We start from the raw sequence: 22,082 nt of genomic DNA, 5'->3' as shown, positions 1-22,082 counted from the left end.
TTACCGAATATTTCCCGCACTTGAAGGCTTGCAATTCGTTGTGGCGGCCTCAATTACCGAACAATTGATTCCACTCATGGGGAAATGAAATGTCAGGCACCCAACTTCTCCCGCCGGAACGCATCACGCTCCCGCTGCTGCCGCTGCGGGATGTCGTCGTTTTCCCGCACATGGTGATTCCGCTCTTCGTGGGCCGGCCGAAATCGATCAAGGCCCTCGAAGCAGCGATGGAAGGCGGCAAGCACATCATGCTCGTCGCCCAGAAAACCGCGGCCAAGGACGAACCGACCGAAAAGGACATGTACGAGGTCGGTTGTATCGCCAACATCCTGCAGATGCTGAAGCTGCCGGACGGCACCGTGAAGGTGCTCGTCGAAGGCCTGCAGCGCGCGAAGGCGTTGTCGATCGAAGAGCAGGAAACGCAATTCTCCTGCGAAGTGATGCCGCTCGAGCCCGATCATGCCGACAGCGCTGAAACGGAAGCGCTGCGCCGCGCGATCGTGTCGCAGTTCGACCAGTACGTGAAGCTGAACAAGAAGATCCCGCCGGAGATCCTCACGTCGCTGTCGGGTATCGACGAAGCAGGCCGCCTCGCCGACATGATCGCCGAGCGCCTGCCGCTTAAGCTCGACCAGAAGCAGCACATCCTCGAAATGTTCCCGGTCATCGAGCGCCTCGAGCACCTGCTCGCGCAGCTCGAAGCCGAGATCGACATCCTGCAGGTCGAAAAGCGCATCCGTGGGCGCGTGAAGCGCCAGATGGAAAAGAGCCAGCGCGAGTACTACCTGAACGAACAGGTCAAGGCGATCCAGAAGGAACTGGGCGAAGGCGAAGAGGGTGCGGATCTCGAGGAACTCGAGAAGCGCATCAACGCCGCGCGCATGCCGAAGGAAGCGAAGAAGAAGGCCGACGCCGAGCTGAAGAAGCTGAAGCTGATGTCGCCGATGTCGGCGGAAGCCACTGTCGTGCGCAACTACATCGACACGCTGATCGGCCTGCCGTGGCGCAAGAAGAGCAAGGTCAACAACGACCTGTCGAACGCCGAGCAGGTGCTCGACGAGGATCACTTCGGCCTCGAGAAGGTGAAGGAACGCATCCTCGAGTATCTCGCGGTCCAACAGCGCGTCGACAAGGTGAAAGCGCCGATCCTGTGCCTCGTCGGGCCCCCGGGCGTCGGCAAGACCTCGCTCGGCCAGTCGATCGCCCGCGCGACGAACCGCAAGTTCGTCCGGATGGCGCTCGGCGGCGTGCGTGACGAGGCCGAGATCCGTGGCCATCGCCGTACGTACATCGGTTCGATGCCGGGCAAGATCCTGCAGAGCCTCACGAAGGTCGGCGTGCGCAATCCGCTCTTCCTGCTCGACGAAGTCGACAAGATGGGCATGGATTTCCGCGGCGATCCGTCGTCGGCGCTGCTCGAAGTGCTCGATCCGGAACAGAACCACACGTTCGCCGACCACTACATCGAAGTCGACTTCGACCTGTCGGACGTGATGTTCGTCGCGACGTCGAACTCGCTGAACATCCCGCCGCCGCTGCTCGACCGGATGGAAGTGATCCGTCTGTCGGGTTACACGGAAGACGAGAAGGTCAGCATCGCCCAGCGTTACCTGCTGCCGAAGCAGAAGAAGAACAATGGGCTGAAGGAAGGCGAAATCGAGGTCACCGAGCAGGCGATCCGCGACATCATCCGCTACTACACGCGTGAAGCCGGTGTGCGTTCGCTCGAGCGGGAAGTGTCGAAGATCTGCCGCAAGGTCGTGAAGATGCTGCTGCTGAAGAAGGCATCGGGCGCGATCAAGGTCGACGGCGAAAACCTCGATACGTTCCTCGGCGTGCGCAAGTACGACTTCGGCCTCGCGGCGAAGGAGAACCAGGTCGGTCAGGTGACGGGCCTCGCGTGGACGGAAGTCGGCGGCGATCTGCTGACGATCGAAGCCGCGGTGATGCCGGGCAAGGGCAACGTGATCCGTACGGGTTCGCTCGGCGACGTGATGAAGGAGTCGGTCGAGGCGGCACGTTCGGTCGTGCGCTCGCGCTCGCGTCGTCTCGGCATCAAGGACGAAGCGTTCGAGAAGCAGGACATCCACATCCACGTGCCGGAAGGCGCGACGCCGAAGGACGGTCCGTCCGCAGGCGGTGCGATGACGACCGCGCTGGTGTCGGTGCTGACGGGTATCCCGGTGCGTGCCGATGTCGCGATGACGGGCGAAATCACGCTGCGTGGTGAAGTCCTGCCGATCGGTGGCCTGAAGGAGAAACTGCTCGCGGCGCATCGCGGTGGCATCAAGCTCGTGCTGATCCCGGAAGAGAACGTGAAGGATCTCGCCGAGATTCCGGACAACGTGAAGAACGCGATCGAGATCGTGCCGGTCCGCTGGATCGACAAGGTGCTGGAACTCGCGCTCGAGCGTTCGCCGACCCCGCTGCCGCCGGAAGAAGAGGCGAAGGCGGCGGCACCGGTCGCCGATGCAGCGAAGGATGCCGGCTCGACGGAATTCGTCAAGCACTAAGCATTTGAGCACCGTCGTTCCTGACGGTTGTTCACGAAACCCGCGGCATGGCCGCGGGTTTTTTTATGCATAGCCGAATCGTGTGCGCGAACGTTTAAAAAATTCGCGTCAGGGCTTTGCAAAATGATCGGGGATGAATTAAACTTGCGGGCTCGCTGGTTGTTGATGCCGAAACGCAGATCGCAGCCAGAACGAATCGGAAACGGGTGCTTAGCTCAGCTGGTAGAGCGGCGCCCTTACAAGGCGTAGGTCGGGGGTTCGAACCCCTCAGCACCCACCAGTTTCCTGATTCAGCCAGACCAAGGAGCGGTAGTTCAGTCGGTTAGAATACCGGCCTGTCACGCCGGGGGTCGCGGGTTCGAGTCCCGTCCGCTCCGCCAGAAAATGAAGAAGCCCGCCTTGTGCGGGCTTTTTCATTTGCGTTTCCGGTTGCGCCCGCTTGCGGGCGCGTGACTGCGGAGTGGAGGAAGCTGCCTGCGCAGCTTCCGGCGGGACTCGAAGGGCTGCGCTTGCAAGCGCAGCCGCGGCCTGCACGATGTAGTCGAGTCTCGTCCGCTCCGCCAAACAAACGAAAGTGCCCGCCTTGTGCGGGCATTTTTGTTTTGTGCGCCTGTTTGCCGCGCCGTACTCGGCCGCAGGACGTCTGCTTTTCTCCCGTCCCACCCCGTATGTTGTAATATCGGTCGTTTTGTCCAATTTTCCCGTCACGCATGCTCGATTTCTTCCGTAATCACCAGCGCCTGATGATGGCGCTCCTGCTCCTGATCGTGTTGCCGGGGCTGGGTTTCGTCGGGATCCAAGGCTTCCGCGGCTTCTTCGACGACAGCGCGAACGTCGCGGCAGTCAACGGGCACAAGATCACGCGGGTCGAATTCGACGGCGCGTTCCGCCAGCAGATCGACCAGGCGCGTCAGGCGCTCGGCGGGCAGTTCGACATCAAGATGTTCGATACGCCCGAGCACCGCAAGCAGGTGCTCGACGGCCTGATCCAGCAACGCGTGCTGGCCGACGAGACCCAACGTCTGCACCTGACCGCATCCGACAACGCCGTGCGCGACGCGCTGATGAGCGACCCGATGATCGCGTCGCTGAAGAAGCCCGACGGTTCGATCGACGTCGAGCGCTATGCGCAACTGCTGTCGTTCCAGGGGATGACGCCCGAGCAGTATCAGGAGCGCGTGCGCTACAGCCTCTCGCTGCAACAGATTCCGGCCAGCATCGTGTCGAGCGCATTCACGCCGAAGAGCCTCGCGCAACGCCTGTCCGAACTCGCCGCGCAGCAGCGCGAAGTGCAGGCGCTCGTGCTGAAGACGAGCGACTTCGCCGCGAAGGTCCAGCCGACCGATGCGCAGCTCGCCGCATACTACGACGCGCACAAGCAGAGCTTCGCGACGCCGGAGACCGCGACGATCCAGTACCTGGTCTATTCGCCCGCCGCAGCAGCCGCGAGCACGCAGCCGACCGATGCGGACATCAAGAAGTTCTACGACGACAACCCGACGCACTTCCGCACCGAAGCGCAGGTTCGCGTGAGCCACATCTTCATCGCCGCGCCGGGCAGCGCAAGCGCGGCCGACAAGGCAGCGGCGAAGGCGAAGGCCGAGCAGCTGCTGGCCGACGTGAAGGCGCATCCGGACCAGTTCGCGCAGATCGCGCAGAAGAGCTCGCAGGACGCACCGTCGGCCGCGAAGGGCGGCGACCTCGGCTTCATCACGCGCGGCTCGACGGCGGGCGGCAAGGCGTTCGACGATGCCGCGTTCGCGCTCAAGCAGGGCGACGTGAGCGGTGTCGTGCAGTCGGATCTCGGCTTCCACATCCTGAAGGCAACGGAAGTGAAGCCGGCCGCCATCAAGCCGTTCGCCGACGTGAAGGACCAGATCGCAGTCGCTCTGAAGCAGCAGTACGCATCGAAGGCGTTCACGGACAACGCGGAAGGCTTCACGTCCACCGTCTACGAAAAGGCGAAGACGCTGCAGCCGGCCGCGGACAAGTACAAGCTGACGATCCAGACGGCCACCGTCACGCCGACGCCGAATCCGCAGCTGCCGGCGACGAGCCCGTTGAACAATCCGAAGTTCCTGGCCGCCGTATTCGCGAACGACGCGGTGAAGAACCAGAACAACACGCAGGCGATCGACGTCGGCAACAACACGCTGATCTCGGCGCGCGTGACCGACTACAAGCCGGCCGCCGTGCCCGCGCTCGACGCGATCAAGGACGTCGTGCGCCAGAAGGTCGTTGCCGAACAGGCTGCGGCACTCGCGAAGAAGGACGGCGCGACGAAGCTTGCCGAACTGCAGAAGTCGAAGTCGGCCGACGGGTTCGCGGCCGCGCAGAAGGTGTCGCGCACGCAGTCGCAGGGCCTGACGCCGGCTGCACTGAGCGCCGTGTACAAGGTCGATGCGAAGACGCTGCCGGCGTATGTCGGTGTCGATCTCGGCGCGGACGGCTACGCGATCTACCGCGTGAACGCGGTGATCCCGGGTTCGGCGGTCGATCCGCAGCAACTGGCCGCCGCGCAGCAGCAGATGGCGCAGGTCGACGCGCAGAGCGAAGGCGAAGCGTATCTCGCCGCACTGCGTGACCGCTCGAAGGTGAAGTTGTACGGCTCGACGGCCAGCCAGTCGCAGGACGGCGACAACTGAGCGTCGTTTCGCCCGCAACAAAAAGCCCCGCGTCACGCGGGGCTTTTTGTTTTCCGGCGGGGCGGTGACGTCAGCCGCGCGGCTTGCCGAGCAGCGGCTTCAGCGCAGGCCAGACGTTGTCGAGCAGAATGCCCTGCGCCTGCTGCGCGGGATGCATCTGGTCTGCCTGGAACATCTCGGGCTTGTTCTCGATGCCGGCCAGCAGGAACGGCACGAGCGGCACGCCGAGATCCTTCGACAGCCGTGTATAGACGGCGTGAAACTTCTGCGTGTAGTCGGGGCCGTAATTGGGTGGCACATACATGCCGACCAGCACGACCTTTGCCCGGGCCTGTCGTGCGCCGGCGATGATGTCGCGCAGGTTTTGCTCGGTCGTTGCGAGCGGCACGCCGCGCAGCGCATCGTTCGAACCGAGCTCGACGACGACGATCGATGGCTTGAGCCGCTGCAGCACCGCAGGTAGCCGCGCGCGGCCGCCGCTCGTGGTGTCGCCGCTGACGCTGGCGTTCGCGACGCTATAATCGATTCGCTCGGTCGTGAGTCGTTGCCGCAGCAACGCCACCCAGCCGGAGTCGCGCGGCAGTCCGTATTCGGCCGACAGGCTGTCGCCGAGCACGACGATCACGGGCTGGCCCGATGTCGCGGCCGGCGTCGTTGCGGCGCGTGCCGGCACGGTGGCAGCGAGCAGGGTGCCCAGCAGCGCGGCGACCGCCGCGCGTCTTTTCCAGCGAAATGTCGTGTCCATGTTCAAGATTACCGATCCGATCATCGAAGTCCATGACGTATGCAAGCGGGTCGCCGATGCAACGGGCGAGCTGACGATCCTCGACGGCATCACGCTCGCCGTGCAGCCGGGCAGCAGCCTCGCGATCGTCGGCGCGTCGGGGTCGGGTAAATCGACGCTGCTCGGCCTGCTTGCCGGGTTGGACAGCGCGACGAGCGGCACGGTTCGCCTGCTCGGTCGCGCGCTCGACCAGCTCGACGAGGATGCGCGTGCGGCGCTGCGCAACGGAGCAGTCGGCTTCGTGTTCCAGTCGTTCCAGTTGATGCCGCACCTGACGGCGCTCGAGAACGTGATGCTGCCGCTCGAGCTGCAGGGGGGCATCAGCGCGCGTGAAGCAGCCGATCGTGCCCGGGCGCTGCTCGTGCAGGTCGGTCTCGGCGAGCGCACCGCGCATTATCCGAAGCTGTTGTCCGGGGGCGAGCAGCAGCGCGTCGCGCTTGCGCGCGCATTCGTCACGCACCCGGCGATCCTGTTCGCCGACGAGCCGACCGGCAGCCTCGATGCGGCTACGGGCCATGCGGTCATCGACCTGATGTTCGAACTGAACCGCACGCATGGCGCCACGCTCGTGCTCGTCACGCACGATGTCGAACTCGCACGCCGCTGCGCGACGACCGTGACGATCGACGCCGGACGCATCGTCGAGCCGCACGCGGAGCAGCGCGGCACCTGAATTGAGCGGCCGGCCGCGCGGGCAGGGCTGCGCGGCCGGCATCTGCATGACGCCGATGCCTCAGCCCATCAGCGCTTCAGCGCCGCGCGGGCGCGCTCGATCAGCGCGGTGGTCGACGAGTCGTGCTTGTCCGGATCGACCGACTCGGCCGTCAGGTCGGCTTCCACCACCTTGCCGAGAATCTTGCCGAGCTCGACGCCCCACTGGTCGAACGGATTGATGTCCCACACCGTTGCCTGCACGAGCACCTTGTGTTCGTACAGCGCGATCAGCGCGCCAAGCGTGCGCGGCGTCAGCGCGTCGACGAGCAGCGTCGTCGTCGGGCGGTTGCCGGGGAACGTCAGATGCGGCGCGAGCGCCTCCTTGCCCGGCCCCGCGACCTTGCGCGCTTCGTCGAGCGTGCGGCCGAGCATCAGCGCCTCGCTCTGCGCAAAGCAGTTCGCCAGCAGCTTCGGATGATGGCTCGCGAGCGGATGCTCGGGCGTCAGCACCGCGATGAAGTCGATCGGCACGATCGTCGGCCCCTGGTGCAGCATCTGGAAGAACGCATGCTGGCCGTTGGTGCCCGGCTCGCCCCACGTGACGGCGGAGGTCGGGTAGTCGACGAAGGTTCCGTCCAGGCGCGCGGATTTGCCGTTGCTCTCCATTTCGAGCTGCTGCAGGTACGACGGCAGGTAGTGCAGCGCTTCCGAATACGGTGCGACGAGATAGCTCTGCGAACCGAAGAAATTCCGGTACCAGATGCCGATCAGGCCGAGCAGCACGGGCAGGTTGCGCTCGAGCGGCGCTTCGCGGAAATGACGGTCCATGTCGTTCGCGCCGGCCAGCAGCTCGTCGAACTGCTCGGGGCCGATCGCGATCATGATCGACAGGCCGACTGCCGACCACAGCGAGTAACGGCCGCCGACCCAGTCCCACATTTCGAACACGTTGTCCGCGGCGATGCCGAACTTCACGACTTCGGCCGGGTTCGCCGACACGCCGACGAAGTGCTTCGCGAGCGCGTCCTCGGGGCAGCCGCGCGCGACGAACCAGTCGCGCAGCGAGCGTGCGTTCGTCATCGTCTCGAGCGTCGTGAAGGTTTTCGACACGATGATCGCGAGCGTTTCCTCCGGATCGACCTGTTCGAGCACGCGTGCGAGATCGGCGCCGTCGACGTTCGACACGAAGTGCGTGGAGATTTCAGGCGTTGCGACGTGGTGCAGCGCATGCACGACCATCTTCGGCCCGAGGTCGGAGCCGCCGATGCCGATGTTGATCACGTGGCGGATGCGCTTGCCGGTGTAGCCCGTCCACGAGCCGCTGCGCACGGCGCGCGCGAAGGTCGCCATCTTCGCGCGCTCGGCGCTGATCTGTGCGTGGAACGGCGCTTGCGGATCGGTCGCGCGCAGCGCGGTGTGCAGCGCGGCACGGCCTTCGGTCGGGTTGACGATCTCGCCCGCGAACATCGCGTCGCGGCGTGCTTCGACGCCCGCGTCGCGCGCGAGTTGCACGAGCAGGCGCAGCGTCTCGTCGTTGATGCGGTTCTTCGAGAAATCGGCCGCGAGGCCGCCGCCCGCGAGCGTGAAGCGTTCGGCACGCGTCGGCGCGTGGTCGTTTTCCGGCGCGAACCAGTCGCGCAGGCGAGCATGGCGGATTTGCTCGAAGTGGGATTGAAGGGCAGTCCAGGCGGGGAGCGAATTCAGCGTCATGGCGGTTCGAGTGAAGCGTGAATCGGGAGGAATGCCGCGCCGGCTCATCGGGATCGGAAGGCCGGCGGACGAGAGGGCCCGCCGTGCGGCGGGGCAGTCAGTATAGCGGCCTTATGTGTCGGCGCGCGGCGACGCGTAAAAAAGGCGATTGATCAGCGTGCGCACCATCGGCGCGAGTTCGCCGGCCGTGAGTCCGACCGGGCCGGTGCCGTGTGCGGTCAGTGTGTCGGCCGCGAGGCCGTGCAGGTAGACGCCCGCCAGCGCCGCCTCGTACGGTGCGACGCGCTGCGCAAGCAACGCACCGATCAGGCCGCCGAGCACGTCGCCGGTGCCGCCCGTGGCAAGCGCCGCGTTGCCGGTCGGATTGATCGTCACACGGCCGTCGGGCGCCGCAATCACCGTGCCCGAGCCTTTCAGCACGACGTTCGCCACATAACACGCCGCGAGCGCTTGCGCGGCTGCGACGCGGTCGCGCTGGACCGTCGCCGTGTCGCTGCCGAGCAGCCGCGCGGCTTCGAGCGGATGCGGCGTCAGCACGCACGGATTGCCGCGCGTACCGCGCGTGGCGACGGCGGTCGCGAGATCTGCATGTGTCGCGACGAGGTTCAGTGCATCGGCATCGAGCAGCGTCACGGCGTCGTGTGCGAGCACGTCGCGCACGAGCGTCGCCGCGGCCTCGCGCGTGCCCAGCCCGCAGCCGGCCGCGACGGCGGTCATCGTGCCGAGATCGAGGCCGTCGGCCGGATGCAGCATCAGTTCGGGGAACGGCGGGTCGTACGGCGGTGCGCCGGCGCCGAGGAAGCCGACGTGCACCTTGCCGGCACCGGCGAACAGCGCGGCGCGGGCGGCCAGGATCGGCGCGCCGCACATGCCCGTGTCGCCGCCGAGCACCGCGAGACTGCCGAACGTGCCCTTGTGGGACGCGAATGCGCGCGCGGGCAGGGCAGCGGCGAAGCGCGCAGGCGCGTTCAGCACGATGGCCGGCGTAGTGGGTGGTGCGACGTCGAGCGATGCGACGTCGATTTCGCCGGCGAGATCGCGGCCTTCACCCGTGTAGAGGCCCGGCTTCGCGGCGATGAACGTGAGCGTATGGGTGGCGGCGACGGCGACACCTGCGCCGACGATCTGGCCCGTATCGCTGTCGAGCCCGCTCGGTACATCGAGTGCGAGCACGTGGCCGCCGCTGCGCGCATGCGCGGCGATGCGCTGGGCCTGCTCGGCGAATGCGCCGTCGAGCGCGCGGCCGAGACCGATGCCGAACAGCCCGTCGACGACCCATGCATAGCCGTCCAGCGAAGCAGGCGGCGTGGCGGACAGCGGTACGCCGGCTGCGCGCGCGAGGCCGAGCGCCCATTGCGCGTCGTCCGGTTTTACCGGCACCGGCATCCACGCTTGCGTGGCGACGCCAAGCTGCTGGAGGTGAGCGGCGGCAACCAGCGCGTCACCGCCGTTGTTGCCCGGGCCGACCGCGAACCACACGGGGCGGTCGTCGCCGGCCATGCGCTCGGACAACCAGTGCGCGGCGGCGGTGCCGGCGCGACCCATCAACGCATGCGGCGGCAGCGCCGCCGCGGCGTCGGTTTCGGCCGTGCGCAGGTCGGCGACGCGCAGCAGCGTGATCGGATCGGAGTCGGGGAGCGGATGGGTAACGGTCATCGCGGGGTCGTGGCGGCTGGCTAGGAGGCCGCCGGGAACGGGCCCGTGGCGGTCAGGTCGTGAAGCGCCCGGCGCGCAGTGCGGCGAGCGTGTCGGCGGGCCAGTGCTGCACGTCGCCGCCCAGATAGTCGGTCACCACTTTAGCAGACCCGCATGCGAGCCCCCAGCCGGCCGGACCGTGCCCGAAATTGACGAACACGCGCGGATGCGGGGTCGGACCGACGACCGGCAGGCCGTCCGGTGACAGCAGCTGCGTGCCTTGCCACGACAACGCGGCCGAGATCCGCGCGGCGCCGGGCACCCAGTCGTGGACGGCCTGGCCGAGCAGTGCGAGCGCGGCCTCGGACAGCGGCTCGGCGAGCGGCTTCGCGGTGTCGGGCAGGCTCTGCAGCACGGCGCCGCCGCCGACGCGCAGCCGCTGGTGGGTGCGCGTGATCGAGATCCGCTTGATCGAATCGATGACGTTCAGGTGCGGTGCGTGTTCTTCGTAGGCGACCGGTGCGGTGAGCGTATGGACGCGCACCGGGTGCAGCGGCAGGCGCCAGCCGAGCCGGTCGAGCAGCGGCAGGCTGCCGGCGCCGGCGGCGACCACGATCGCATCGGCGGAAATCACGTCGACCTCGCGTGCGTTCGACGCGCGCCGGTCGCCGGGCGGGACGAGCTCGACCGCGGCACGGCCGGTATCGACGCGGATCGCGGCGACTTCCGCGCCGAAGCGGAACTGCACGCCATGCTCGTCGAGCGTCTGCTTGACCAGTTTCGCGAACAGCGGGCAATTGCCGGTACGTTCGGATTCGAGCAGCACGCCGCCGGCGAAGCCGGGCTCGGCCGGCACCGACGGCTCGACCGCCGCACATTCGTCGGCGGAGAGCAGGCGGTACGGCTGGTCGAGCGTGCGCAGCAGGTCGAGCGCGGGCTGCATCGCCTCCCAGTCGCGCGGATCGCGCACCACGTGCAGGATGCCGGGCTTCTGTTCGAATTCGAGTTCGAGGCGCGTCTCGATGTCGGCGAGCGTGTCGCGCGACGCATCGATCAGCGGGCGCAGCCGCGCATACTGGGCGGCGAACGCGTCGGGTTCGCGCAACGTGCCGAGCTGCTTGACGAAGCGGCGCACGCCGCCGTTGAAGCCCGGCTTGTAGACGATGCCGCTGTCGCGCGGCTGGCGCTGGCGCATGAAGGTCGGGCCGAACCAGACGTCGAGCGGGCTCGGCAGCAGCGCGCCGCCGTCGCCGTAGGTCGCACCCTGCGCGACGGTCGCGTGACGTTCGACCACGCACACGCGATGGCCGGCCGCGCGCAACTGGTAGGCGGTGGCGACGCCGCTGATTCCGCCGCCGATGACGATGACATCCATGGATTGCTTCGATGACGGGCGGCGCGCGTGCGCCGCCCGGTGAGAATTCGCTGAGGGCCCCCGGCCCGGTGAACCCGGAATGATAGCGCCAAAATCGCGGGAACCGGCGCCGGGCGAGCACGGACCGTGCAGCCGCGCCACGGTCGCCGGCTGCCGCTCCCGCGCGGGCGTGTCGTGCGCTGCGCACGCCGCGGCACCGTTGCGGTGCATGCAGGCTACCGATTGGCCGGTCTGGGGCGACCGACTTCCGGGTATAATTGCGGCCTTCCTTTCGCCCCACGTCGCCACCTCGCGCGACTCATCGACGTCAGTCCAGCCCATGGCTCACTTCTCGTGTTTTCCCGGCGCTTCGGCCCTCTCCGATTTCCGTCAAACCCGTCTGCTCGACACGCTCAAGCAAATCGACGCCAACATCGTCGCGGTGCGCGGGCAGTTCCTGCACTTCGTCAATGCGGCCGAGCCGCTGTCGGCCGACGACAGCGCGCGCATCGACGCGCTGATGCACTACGGCGCGCCGTTCGAGCCGGCGGCCGAGAAGGGCACGGCCGAGACCTTCGTCGTGCTGCCGCGCTTCGGCACGGTCTCGCCGTGGGCGAGCAAGGCGACCGACATCGCGCAGCACTGCGGCCTCACGCAGGTGCGCCGCATCGAGCGCGGCGTCGAATTCACGGTCACGCTGAAGTCGGGCCTGCTCGGCGGCAAGAAGGCGCTGTCGGACGATGCGCGCGCAGCCGTCGCGGCCGCACTGCATGACCGGATGACCGAAAGCGTGGTCGCGGCACGCGACGACGCGAAGCACCTGTTCGACGAACTGCCGGCCAAGCCGCTCGCGAGCGTCGACGTGCTGGGCGCCGGCCGCGGCGCGCTCGAGCGCGCGAACGTCGAGTTGGGCCTCGCGCTTGCCGACGACGAGATCGACTACCTGGTCGACGCGTTCCGCAAGCTCGAACGCAACCCGACCGACGTGGAACTGATGATGTTCGCGCAGGCGAACAGCGAGCACTGCCGTCACAAGATCTTCAACGCGCAGTGGACGATCGACGGCGAGGCGCAGGACATGTCGCTGTTCGCGATGATCCGCAACACCGAGAAGCTGAACCCGCAGGGCACGATCGTCGCGTATTCGGACAACTCCTCGATCATGGTCGGCGCCGAAGCCGAGCGCTGGTTCCCGCGCAATACCGGCGGGGCCGGCGAGCCGGGTGAACGTTATGGCCGCCACACCGAGCTCACGCACACGCTGATGAAGGTCGAGACGCACAACCACCCGACGGCGATCTCGCCGTTCCCGGGGGCGGCGACCGGCGCGGGCGGCGAGATCCGCGACGAAGGCGCGACGGGTCGCGGTGCGCGCCCGAAGGCCGGCCTCACCGGTTTCACCGTGTCGAACCTCGACCTGCCCGATGCCCGCCAGCCGTGGGAAAACGACCGTGACGCCGCGCAGCCGGTGGCCGAGCGCAACCCGAACGATGTGCACGGCCCGTACGGCCGCCCCGACCGCATCGCGTCGCCGCTGCAGATCATGATCGACGGCCCGCTCGGCGGCGCCGCGTTCAACAACGAATTCGGCCGTCCGAACCTCGGCGGCTATTTCCGCGTGTACGAGCAGAACGTCGGCGGGAAGGTGCACGGCTATCACAAGCCGATCATGATCGCGGGTGGTCTCGGCAACATCGCCGACCAACATACGCACAAGCACGACGTGCCGGCCGGCTCGCTGCTGATCCAGATTGGCGGCCCCGGCATGCGGATCGGGATGGGCGGCGGCGCCGCGAGCTCGATGGCGACCGGCGCGAACACGGCCGAACTCGACTTCGACTCGGTGCAGCGCGGCAACCCGGAAATCGAGCGTCGCGCACAGGAAGTGATCAACGGCTGCTGGCAGCTCGGCGCGGAAAACCCGATCCTGAGCATCCACGACGTCGGCGCGGGCGGCCTGTCGAACGCGTTCCCCGAGATCGTCGACGGTGCGGGCAAGGGCGCGCGCTTCGAGCTGCGCAAGGTCGCGCTCGAGGAATCGGGCCTGTCGCCGCGCGAAATCTGGTCGAACGAAGCGCAGGAGCGCTACGTGCTGGCGATCGCGCCGGCCGATCTGCCGCGCTTCGAGGCGATCTGCGCCCGTGAGCGTTGCCCGTTCGCGGTGGTCGGTGTCGCGACCGACGAACGCCAGCTGAAGCTCGTCGACGACGAAGCGACGGGCGCTGACGAATACCCGGTCGACATGCCGATGGAAGTGCTGCTCGGCAAGCCGCCGCGCATGCATCGCGACGTCACGCGCGTGACGACGGAGCGTGCACCGGTCGACGTGACGGGCATCGCATTGTCGGCGGTCGCGATCGACGTGCTGAAGCACCCGACGGTCGGCAGCAAGTCGTTCCTGATCACGATCGGCGACCGCTCGGTCGGCGGCACGTCGGTGCGCGACCAGATGGTCGGTCCGTGGCAGGTGCCGGTGGCCGACTGCGCGGTCACCGCGCTCGACTACGCGGGCTTCAAGGGCGAGGCGATGACGATGGCCGAGCGCACGCCGCTCGCGGTGATCGACGCGCCGGCATCGGGCCGCATGGCGGTCGGCGAGGCGATCACGAACATCGCGAGCGCGCCGATCGCGTCGCTCGACAAGCTGAAGCTGTCGGCGAACTGGATGGCGGCATGCGGCACGGCCGGCGAGGACGCCGCGCTGTTCGACACGGTCAAGGCGATCGGCATGGAGCTGTGCCCGGCGCTCGGGATCGGCATCCCGGTCGGCAAGGATTCGCTGTCGATGAAGACGAAGTGGGACGAGCAGGGCGTCGCGAAGGAAGTGGTGTCGCCGGTGTCGCTGATCATCTCCGCATTCGCGCCGGTCGAGGACGTGCGCCGTCACCTGACGCCGCAACTGCGTCGCATCGCCGACGCGGGCGACAGCGTGCTGATCGCGATCGATCTCGGCCGCGGCAAGAACCGGATGGGCGGCAGCATCTTCGCCCAGGTCACGCAGCAGGTCGGCGACACGACGCCGGACGTCGACGATGCGGAAGACCTGAAGCGCTTCTTCAACGCGATCCAGTCGCTCAATGCGCAAGACAAGCTGCTGGCATACCACGACCGCTCGGACGGCGGCCTGTGGGCGACGGTGTGCGAAATGGCGTTCGCGGGCCACGCGGGCGTGTCGCTGAACGTCGACATGCTGACGCTCGACCCGAATCACGAATCCGACTACGGCGATGCAAAGGACTGGGCGAAGCAGACGAGCGGCCGCCGCGAGGATCGCACGCTGCGCGCGCTGTTCTCCGAGGAACTCGGCGCCGTCGTGCAGGTGCGTGCGACCGATCGCGACGCGGTGCTCGGCGCGCTGCGCGAGTTCGGCCTGTCGGCGTGCTCGCACGTAATCGGCTCGGTCAACGATCGCGACGTGATCGAGGTGTACCGCGACGCGAAGAAGATCTTCGACGCACCGCGCATCGAACTCCATCGCGCATGGAGCGAAGTGAGCTGGCGCATTGCACGCCTGCGCGACAACCCCGCCTGCGCGGATGCCGAATACGACGCGCTGCTCGACGCGGCCGATCCGGGCATCTCGCCGGTGCTGAGCTTCGATCCGGCCGACGATATCGCCGCGCCGTTCATCGCGACGGGTGCACGGCCGCGCGTCGCGATCCTGCGCGAGCAGGGCGTGAACTCGCATCTGGAAACGGCCTACGCGTTCGACCGCGCGGGCTTCGATGCACACGACGTGCACATGAGCGATCTGCTCGCCGGCCGTGCCACGCTCGCCGATTTCGCGGGTGCGGTCGCATGCGGCGGCTTCTCGTACGGCGACGTGCTGGGCGCGGGCGAAGGCTGGGCGAAGACGATCCGCTTCAACGCGAACCTCGCCGACATGTTCTCGGCCTTCTTCGCGCGTCCCGACACGTTCGCGCTCGGCATCTGCAACGGCTGCCAGATGCTGTCGAGCCTCGCGTCGATGATCCCGGGCGCGGATGCGTGGCCGAAGTTCACACGCAACAAGTCCGAGCAGTTCGAGGCGCGCTTCTCGTTCGTCGAAGTGGAGAAGTCGCCGTCGATCTTCTTCGCGGGGATGGAAGGTTCGCGGATTCCGGTGGCGGTCGCGCACGGCGAAGGCTACGCGGACTTCTCGCAGCAGGGTGACATCGATCGCGTTGCGGTCGCGATGCGTTACGTCGACCACCGCGGCGAAGCGACCGAGCGCTATCCGTTCAACCCGAACGGCTCGCCGGCCGGCATCACGTCGGTCACGACGGCGGACGGCCGCTTCTCGGTGCTGATGCCGCACATGGAGCGCGTGCATCGCACGGTCGCAATGAGCTGGCACCCGGAAAGCTGGGGTGAAGCGAGCCCGTGGATGCGCGTGTTCCGCAACGCGCGCCGCTGGATCGGCTGATCGGGATGATGTTCGACCCGAACGCGCCGGTCGAGGTCGTCACGCTGCGCGATGAGCGTGCAAGCGAGGCCGACGCGATCGGCCGCGTGATCGTCGCCGCGTTCGCGGGCGAGCCGGAAGGCGGCCAGTTCGAACGGCGGATCGTCGATACGCTGCGTTCCGACGGTGCGTTGAGCGTCTCGCTCGTCGCGGAGCGCGACGGCCGCCTGATCGGGCACGTTGCGTTCTCGCCGGTGTCGATCGGCGGCGAGCCGTCCGGCAACCAGGGCTGGTACGGGCTGGCGCTGCTCGCGGTGCTGCCCGGTTGCCAGCGGCAGAGCATCGGTGCGGGGCTGGTGCGCACGGGGCTCGACGCGTTGCGCCGGCTTGGCGCGCGCGGCTGCGTGCTGCTCGGCGAACCCGCGTACTACACGCGGTTCGGCTTTGCGCCATCCGGCGACATGGTGTTCCCGGGCGTGCCGCCCGAGTATTTCCTCGCGCTGTCGCTCGACGATTCGGCGCCGCGGCCGTCGGGTGACGTTCGCTATCACGACGTGTTCCATCCTGCGTAGCCTGCTGCGCTTGCGATGCGCGTGAATCCGGCACGGGAAAGGCCGCTCTTCGGAGTGGCCTTTTTCTTTTGCCGGGCTGCAAGCGCATCGTGACGCGTCCGCAGGCAGTGCGCGCGGGCAATAAAAAAGCCGCTCCGAAGAGCGGCTTTTCGATGCGCGTGCGGCGCGTGCCGGCGTTACTTGACAGTTGCCTGCTGGCGCAGACCTTCCTCGAACGCCTGCAGCTTCTGCTGCACGAGCTGTTGCGCGATCTGCGCCTTCACCTGCTCGAGCGGCGGCGGGGCGATGTCGCGGATGTCGTCGACACGGATGATGTGCCAGCCGAACTGGGTCTTCACCGGCGTGTCGGTCATCTGGCCTTTCTGCAGCTTCTGCGCCGCCGCCGCGAATTCCGGTACGTACGCCTTCGGGTCGGACCAGTCGAGATCGCCGCCGTTCTTGCCCGAACCCGGATCCTTCGAGTATTGCTTCGCGAGATCCTCGAACTTCGCGCCGGCCTTGATCTTCGCGATCAGGTCCTTCGCCTGCTGCTCGTCGCTGACGAGGATGTGGTGCAGGTGGTATTCGCGATTGCCGCCGGCGCCCTTGACGAGGTCGTCGTAGCGCGCCTTCACTTCGGCGTCGGTCGGCTGGTTCTTCTTCAGGAAGCTCTCGATCATCGAGCGCAGCACGACGGTCTGCTGCGCGACGGCGACCTGCGCCTTCACGTCCGGACGGTTCGGGATGCCTTCACGGATCGCTTCCTGCATCAGGATTTCGCGGTTCACGAGTTCCTGGCGCACGGCCTGCTGCAGTTGCGGGCTGTCGGTCTGGCCTTGCTGGACGAGCTGAGCAACCATCGCGTCGGCGCGCGACTTCGGAATCGGCGTGCCGTTGACGACGGCGATGTTCTGGGCAAATGCCGGTGCCGCTGCAAAAGCAGCCGCCGCGACCCACAGGCGGGGGGATTTCAGGATCATCGGGAATTCCTAATGAGACTAGATTGAAGATTCGTTGAATTCTTCGGGCGTGTAAGCCACGATCGCGAGCGCGTGAATGCCGCGCTGCATCGCATCAGCGAGCGCATCATACACCAGCCGGTGCCGCGCGACGCGCGGCTTGCCGGCGAAGGCGGCCGACACGATCGTGACCGTGAAGTGGCCGCCGGCGGACGCGCCGGCGTGGCCCGCGTGCTGCGCGCTGTCGTCGCGCACGGTGAGCGACAGCGGGGCGAGCGCCGCGGTGAGGCGCGCTTCGATCAGCGCGATGCGTTCGTCGGGCGATGCGTGGAGAAAGGCGTCCGTCATGTCACTCGTCCTTCAGGTATTTCGTGAGCCACAGGCTCTGCAGGATGATGAATACGACCATCGCGCCCGTCGTGCCGAACAGCTTGAAGTTCACCCATTGCGATTCGGTGAAGTTGTGCACCACGTACAGGTTCGCGACACCGAGCACCGCGAAGAACATCGCCCAGGCGACGTTCAGCTTGTCCCACACGGGGTGCGGCAGCGTGAGCTGCTTGCCCATCATCTTCTCGATCAGGTTGTTGCCGAACGCATAGCGCGCGGCGAGCAGCCCGATCGCAAACAGCCAGTACAGCACAGTCGGTTTCCATTGAATGAATTTCTCGTCATGCAGGACGAGGGTGGCGCCACCGAAAACGACGATCACGCCGAGGCTGACCCACAGCATCGTGTCGACCTTCCGGTGCCGGAAGGCAACCCAGGCGACCTGGGCCAGCGTCGCGACGATCGCGACGGCGGTGGCGGTAAAGATGCCCCAGACCTTGAAGGCGGCAAAAAACAGGATGATCGGAAACAGATCGAACAGGAATTTCATGGCGCTCGCAGCTGCGTGAAAGGCCGCTTGCGCGGCCTTTCACCGTTGTAGGGACCCGCCAGGCACCGCCGGAGCGGATCGGGGCGGTGGCGCGAGGGGCGCCCCGCGGATCCGCCCGGCGCCGCTCATTCGTTTTCGGGTCGGGACTCGAAGTTTAACGCAGCCGAATTGATGCAGTACCGCAAACCGGTCTTGTCGCGCGGGCCGTCCTCGAAGACGTGGCCGAGGTGCGCGCCGCAGTGGTTGCAGCGCACCTCGACGCGGACCATCCCGTGCGAGTAGTCGACCTTTTCGTCGATCACCTCGCCGTTGAGCGGCTTGAAGTAGCTGGGCCAGCCGCAGCCCGAGTGGAACTTGGCGCCGGACTCGAACAGCGGCGTGCTGCAGACGACGCATTTGTAGATGCCGTCGTCTTCGGTGTCGGTGTATTCGCCGGTGAACGCACGCTCGGTTGCCGCATGCTGCGTGACTTCGTACTGCATCGGCGTGAGCCGGCGGCGCAGCTCGGCGTCGTCCTTCTCGTACGGGAAGGTCTTGTCGTCTGAATCGTGGGACATGTGGGGTTCTCCTGATCGGTCGGTCGATACGCGCGGGTCGGGGCTCAGGACGAGCAGCTCACTTCGAGCGACCCGGCCCAGTCGGGCGGCAACGCCGCGTACGCTTCATGCTCCGGTTGTTCGTCGAACGGGCGGCGCAGGATCTGTGCGAGCCGCTCGACTTCCGAAAAATCCTTTTCCTTCGCGCGCCGGATCGCGACTTCGGCCAGATGGTTGCGCAACACGTATTTCGGGTTCACGCGGTTCATCGCGGCAGCACGTGCCGCGTCGTCGCGTGTTTCCTCGGACAGCCGCGCGCGGTAGAGGTTCGCCCACGCATCGAACGCGTCGCGGTCGATGAACAGGTCGCGCACGGGCGCGTCGCGGCTCGCGTCGTGCTTCGAGATCTGCGCGAGCCGGCGGAACGTCAGCGTGAAATCCGCGTGGCTCGCATGCATCGTCTCGAGCAGCTTGTTGGCGAGCTCGGCGTCGTTTTCGCGTTCGAGCTCGAGGCCGAGCTTCGCGCGCATCGCACGTTCGAGCGCGGGGCCGAAGCGTTCCGGGAACTTCGCGAGCACGGCCTGCGCGTCCTCCACCGCACGCTCGGCGCGCGCATCGTCGTCGGCGATGCCGTGCTGCAGCCCGATCAGCGGCAGCAGCGCCTGCGCGAGGCAATAGCAGTTCCAGTGCGCGATGCGCGGCTGCATCCGGTATGCGTAGCGGCCGCTCGTATCCGAGTGGTTGCAGATGTGGTTCGCGTCGAACGCGTCGACGAAGCCGAACGGGCCGTAGTCGATCGTCACGCCGAGGATCGACATGTTGTCGGTGTTCATCACGCCGTGGCAGAAGCCGACGGCCTGCCACTGCGCGACGAGGTCGGCCGTGCGCAGCGTCGCGGCTTCGAGGAGCGCGAGGTACGGATCGTCGGCGCGGCGGCAATCCGGATAGAAGCGGTCGATCACGTGATCGGCGAGCTGGCGCAACAGGTCGGGGCGATCGTTCGAGAAGAAGTGCTCGAAGTGGCCGAAGCGCACGAAGCTCTCCGACACGCGCGTGACGACGGCCGACGTCTCGATCTCCTCGCGCACCACCGGCTGGTCGGAACCGATCACCGTCAGTGCGCGCGTAGTCGGGATGCCGAGGTGATGCATCGCTTCCGAGCACAGGAATTCGCGGATCGACGAGCGCAGCACCGCGCGGCCGTCACCCATCCGCGAGTAAGGCGTGCGACCGCTGCCTTTCAGTTGCAGCTCGTAGCGGCGGCCGTCCGTGCCGGTGCACTCGCCGATCGTCAGCGCGCGGCCGTCGCCGAGCTGGCCGGCCCACACACCGAACTGGTGGCCGGAATACACCGATGCATACGGCATCGCGTGCGCGGGCCAATCGCGCGTCGGGTTGCCGGCGAACAGCTCGGCGAAGCCGGGCTGCGCGGCGATCGACGGCGGCAGGTCGAGCAGTTGCGCGACTTCGTCGGAAAAGCCGACGACGTACGGCGTGGCAAGCGGCGCGGCCGGCAGCCGCGTATGAAACGCGTCGCCGAGCGAGACGAACGCGCCAGTGGCGGGCTCGCCGAGCGTGGCGGCGAGGTCGGGGAGGGTGTCAGCCGGATCGGCTGCGCTTCGGGAAAACGACATGTTGAGCGCCTCTGGGTAAGCCGATATTGTAAGACGGCGCCGCGCCGCCCGCATGGTGGCCCGCGCACCGTGCGCCAAGCCCGTCCGGGGCCGCTGACGGGCGCGCCGCAGAGGCACCGATTCGCATCCTCACGGAGAACAAGACGATGGGTAAGCCGTTGCTGGGCCAGATGATGGACATGCCGTTGCTGGTGTCCTCGCTGATTTCTCACGCCGCGCGGCACGCCGGCGATACGGAGATCGTGTCGAAGCGCGTGGAAGGCGATCTGCATCGCTACACGTACCGCGATTGCGAGCGCCGCGCGAAGCAGCTGGCGCAGGCGCTCGCGCGGCTCGGCGTCGAAACCGGCGATCGCGTCGGTACGCTGGCGTGGAACGGCTACCGGCATCTGGAAGCCTATTACGGGATCGGCGGCATGGGTGCCGTGTGCCATACGATCAATCCGCGCCTCTTTCCCGAGCAGATCGCGTACATCGTCAATCACGCGGAAGACCGCTACGTCTTCTTCGACATCAATTTCGCGCCGCTCGTCGAGGCCATCGCGCCGCAATGCCCGCACGTGAAGGGCTGGGTCGCGATGACGGACGCCGCGCACCTCCCGTCCGGCACGACGCCGTTCCTCTGCTACGAAACGCTCGTCGAAGCGGAGGACGGCCGCTACGACTGGCCACGCCTCGACGAGCAGCAGGCGTCGGGGCTGTGCTACACGTCCGGCACGACCGGCAACCCGAAGGGCGTGCTGTATTCGCACCGCTCGACCGTGCTGCACGCATACGGCGCCGCGCTGCCCGACGCGATGAACCTGTCCGCGATGGACGCCGTGCTGCCCGTCGTGCCGATGTTCCACGTCAACGCATGGGGGCTGCCGTACGCGGTGCCGCTCACGGGCGGCAAGCTCGTGCTGCCCGGCAAGGATCTCGACGGGAAATCGCTGTACCAGCTGATGGAGGCCGAGCGCGTGACGTTTTCCGCGGGCGTGCCGACCGTGTGGCTCGGCCTGCTCAACTACATGCGCGAGGCCGGCGTGCGCTTCTCGACGCTGAACCGCACGGTGATCGGCGGCTCCGCGTGCCCGCCCGCGATGCTGCGCACCTTCGAGGACGAATACGGCGTGCGCGTGATTCACGCATGGGGGATGACCGAACTGTCGCCGCTCGGCACGCTCGCGAAGCTCAACTGGGCGCAGTCGCAGCGGCCGCTCGATGCGCAGCGCAAGCTGCTCGAGAAGCAGGGGCGCGTGATCTGCGGCGTCGACATGCGCATCGTCGGCGAGGACGGCCACGAGCTGCCGTGGGACGGCGTCGCATTCGGCGAACTGCAGGTGCGCGGCCCGTGGGTGATCGATCACTACTTTCGCGGCGAGTCATCGCCGCTGTCGGACGGCTGGTTCCCGACCGGCGACGTCGCGACGATCGACCCCGACGGCTTCCTGCAGATCACCGACCGCAGCAAGGACGTGATCAAGTCGGGCGGCGAGTGGATCAGCTCGATCGATATCGAAAACGTCGCGATTGCGCACCCGGGCGTGGCCGAGGCCGCCTGCATCGCCTGTGCGCACCCGAAATGGACCGAGCGCCCGCTGCTCGTCGTGGTGCCGCGCGAAGGGGCGAACCTGAGCCGCGACGCGCTGCTCGCGTTCTACGAAGGCAAGGTCGCGAAGTGGTGGATTCCCGACGACGTCGTGTTCGTCGAATCGCTGCCGCACACCGCGACCGGCAAGCTGCAGAAGCTGAAGCTGCGCGAGACGTTCCGCGACTACGTGTTGCCGACGGCGGTCTGCGAGCCGTAACCCGGGTCCGGGCCGGAAGCGGCTCGTGAGGCGGTCGCCCGATCCGTCCCTGG

General features: G+C 67.2%; 15 protein-coding genes and 2 tRNA genes. 8 read left to right on the top strand and 9 right to left on the bottom strand.

Annotated elements, in window-relative coordinates; translation table 11 throughout:
- The first annotated feature begins 89 nt into the window (after positions 1 to 89).
- The 4 genes from lon to F3J15_RS05780 all read left to right on the top strand — a co-directional run bounded on the left by lon (position 90) and on the right by F3J15_RS05780 (position 5,158).
- Positions 90 to 2,513 (top strand): endopeptidase La, encoded by a 2,424-nt coding sequence (lon, locus tag F3J15_RS05795; protein WP_011352361.1) that lies wholly within the window; start codon positions 90 to 92, stop codon positions 2,511 to 2,513.
- Between the two features lie 204 nt (positions 2,514 to 2,717).
- Positions 2,718 to 2,793 (top strand) — tRNA-Val (locus tag F3J15_RS05790).
- 23 nt (positions 2,794 to 2,816) lie between these two features.
- A tRNA-Asp gene (locus F3J15_RS05785) sits at positions 2,817 to 2,893 on the top strand.
- 330 nt (positions 2,894 to 3,223) lie between these two features.
- A complete protein-coding gene (locus F3J15_RS05780) occupies positions 3,224 to 5,158 on the top strand; it encodes a SurA N-terminal domain-containing protein (protein WP_166888635.1) in 1,935 nt (644 codons plus the stop codon).
- A gap of 70 nt (positions 5,159 to 5,228) precedes the next feature.
- Here F3J15_RS05780 and F3J15_RS05775 read toward each other — a convergent pair whose 3' ends face one another.
- Entirely contained in the window at positions 5,229 to 5,903 is a 675-nt protein-coding gene (locus F3J15_RS05775) for an arylesterase (RefSeq protein ID WP_166888631.1), read from the bottom strand.
- Between F3J15_RS05775 and F3J15_RS05770 the strand changes: the two genes are divergently transcribed.
- Positions 5,902 to 6,615, top strand: a complete 714-nt coding sequence (locus F3J15_RS05770) for an ABC transporter ATP-binding protein (RefSeq protein WP_069248213.1) — start codon at positions 5,902 to 5,904, stop codon at positions 6,613 to 6,615. The two genes, F3J15_RS05775 and F3J15_RS05770, sit on opposite strands and share 2 nt — an antisense overlap.
- Before the next feature lie 68 nt (positions 6,616 to 6,683).
- Here F3J15_RS05770 and pgi read toward each other — a convergent pair whose 3' ends face one another.
- From pgi to F3J15_RS05755, 3 genes are all read right to left on the bottom strand, one after another.
- The gene (gene pgi / locus F3J15_RS05765) at positions 6,684 to 8,306 is read right to left on the bottom strand and encodes a glucose-6-phosphate isomerase (protein ID WP_089445814.1); all 1,623 of its coding nucleotides are present in this window, start codon (positions 8,304 to 8,306) and stop codon (positions 6,684 to 6,686) included.
- Positions 8,307 to 8,417: 111 nt separating this feature from the next.
- Positions 8,418 to 9,962, bottom strand: coding sequence for an NAD(P)H-hydrate dehydratase (locus tag F3J15_RS05760; protein WP_166888628.1), 1,545 nt, complete (start codon positions 9,960 to 9,962; stop codon positions 8,418 to 8,420).
- Between the two features lie 52 nt (positions 9,963 to 10,014).
- Entirely contained in the window at positions 10,015 to 11,316 is a 1,302-nt protein-coding gene (locus F3J15_RS05755) for an FAD-dependent oxidoreductase (protein ID WP_089445812.1), read from the bottom strand.
- A 319-nt stretch (positions 11,317 to 11,635) separates the two neighbouring features.
- Here F3J15_RS05755 and purL point away from each other — a divergent pair, with 319 nt between their 5' ends.
- Positions 11,636 to 15,700, top strand: coding sequence for a phosphoribosylformylglycinamidine synthase (gene purL / locus F3J15_RS05750; RefSeq protein WP_089445811.1), 4,065 nt, complete (start codon positions 11,636 to 11,638; stop codon positions 15,698 to 15,700).
- Between the two features lie 5 nt (positions 15,701 to 15,705).
- The gene (locus tag F3J15_RS05745) at positions 15,706 to 16,251 is read left to right on the top strand and encodes an N-acetyltransferase (protein WP_166888767.1); all 546 of its coding nucleotides are present in this window, start codon (positions 15,706 to 15,708) and stop codon (positions 16,249 to 16,251) included.
- Between the two features lie 176 nt (positions 16,252 to 16,427).
- On the opposite strand, the gene F3J15_RS05740 is transcribed toward F3J15_RS05745, so the two are convergent.
- The 5 genes from F3J15_RS05740 to F3J15_RS05720 all read right to left on the bottom strand — a co-directional run bounded on the left by F3J15_RS05740 (position 16,428) and on the right by F3J15_RS05720 (position 20,239).
- A complete protein-coding gene (locus F3J15_RS05740) occupies positions 16,428 to 17,210 on the bottom strand; it encodes a peptidylprolyl isomerase (protein WP_069248208.1) in 783 nt (260 codons plus the stop codon).
- An 18-nt stretch (positions 17,211 to 17,228) separates the two neighbouring features.
- Positions 17,229 to 17,537: a BolA family protein gene (locus F3J15_RS05735; protein WP_021163397.1), complete on the bottom strand. Its 309-nt coding sequence runs from the start codon at positions 17,535 to 17,537 to the stop codon at positions 17,229 to 17,231.
- Between the two features lies 1 nt (position 17,538).
- Positions 17,539 to 18,069 carry a septation protein A gene (locus F3J15_RS05730; RefSeq protein ID WP_069248207.1) on the bottom strand — a complete coding sequence of 177 codons (531 nt, stop codon included), beginning with the start codon at positions 18,067 to 18,069 and terminating at the stop codon, positions 17,539 to 17,541.
- A 125-nt stretch (positions 18,070 to 18,194) separates the two neighbouring features.
- Positions 18,195 to 18,626, bottom strand: a complete 432-nt coding sequence (gene msrB / locus F3J15_RS05725) for a peptide-methionine (R)-S-oxide reductase MsrB (RefSeq protein WP_046545914.1) — start codon at positions 18,624 to 18,626, stop codon at positions 18,195 to 18,197.
- A gap of 44 nt (positions 18,627 to 18,670) precedes the next feature.
- Positions 18,671 to 20,239: a protein adenylyltransferase SelO gene (locus tag F3J15_RS05720; protein ID WP_166888626.1), complete on the bottom strand. Its 1,569-nt coding sequence runs from the start codon at positions 20,237 to 20,239 to the stop codon at positions 18,671 to 18,673.
- A gap of 146 nt (positions 20,240 to 20,385) precedes the next feature.
- Here F3J15_RS05720 and F3J15_RS05715 point away from each other — a divergent pair, with 146 nt between their 5' ends.
- A complete protein-coding gene (locus tag F3J15_RS05715; protein WP_069248205.1) occupies positions 20,386 to 22,029 on the top strand; it encodes a 3-(methylthio)propionyl-CoA ligase in 1,644 nt (547 codons plus the stop codon).
- The last annotated feature ends 53 nt before the right edge of the window (positions 22,030 to 22,082 follow it).

The sequence above is a fragment of the Burkholderia sp. Ap-955 genome (assembly GCF_011753045.1).
Classification (GTDB): domain Bacteria; phylum Pseudomonadota; class Gammaproteobacteria; order Burkholderiales; family Burkholderiaceae; genus Burkholderia; species Burkholderia lata_D.
The sequence above is the reverse complement of the archived record's forward strand: the minus strand, read 5'-3'. Positions and strand labels throughout refer to the sequence as shown.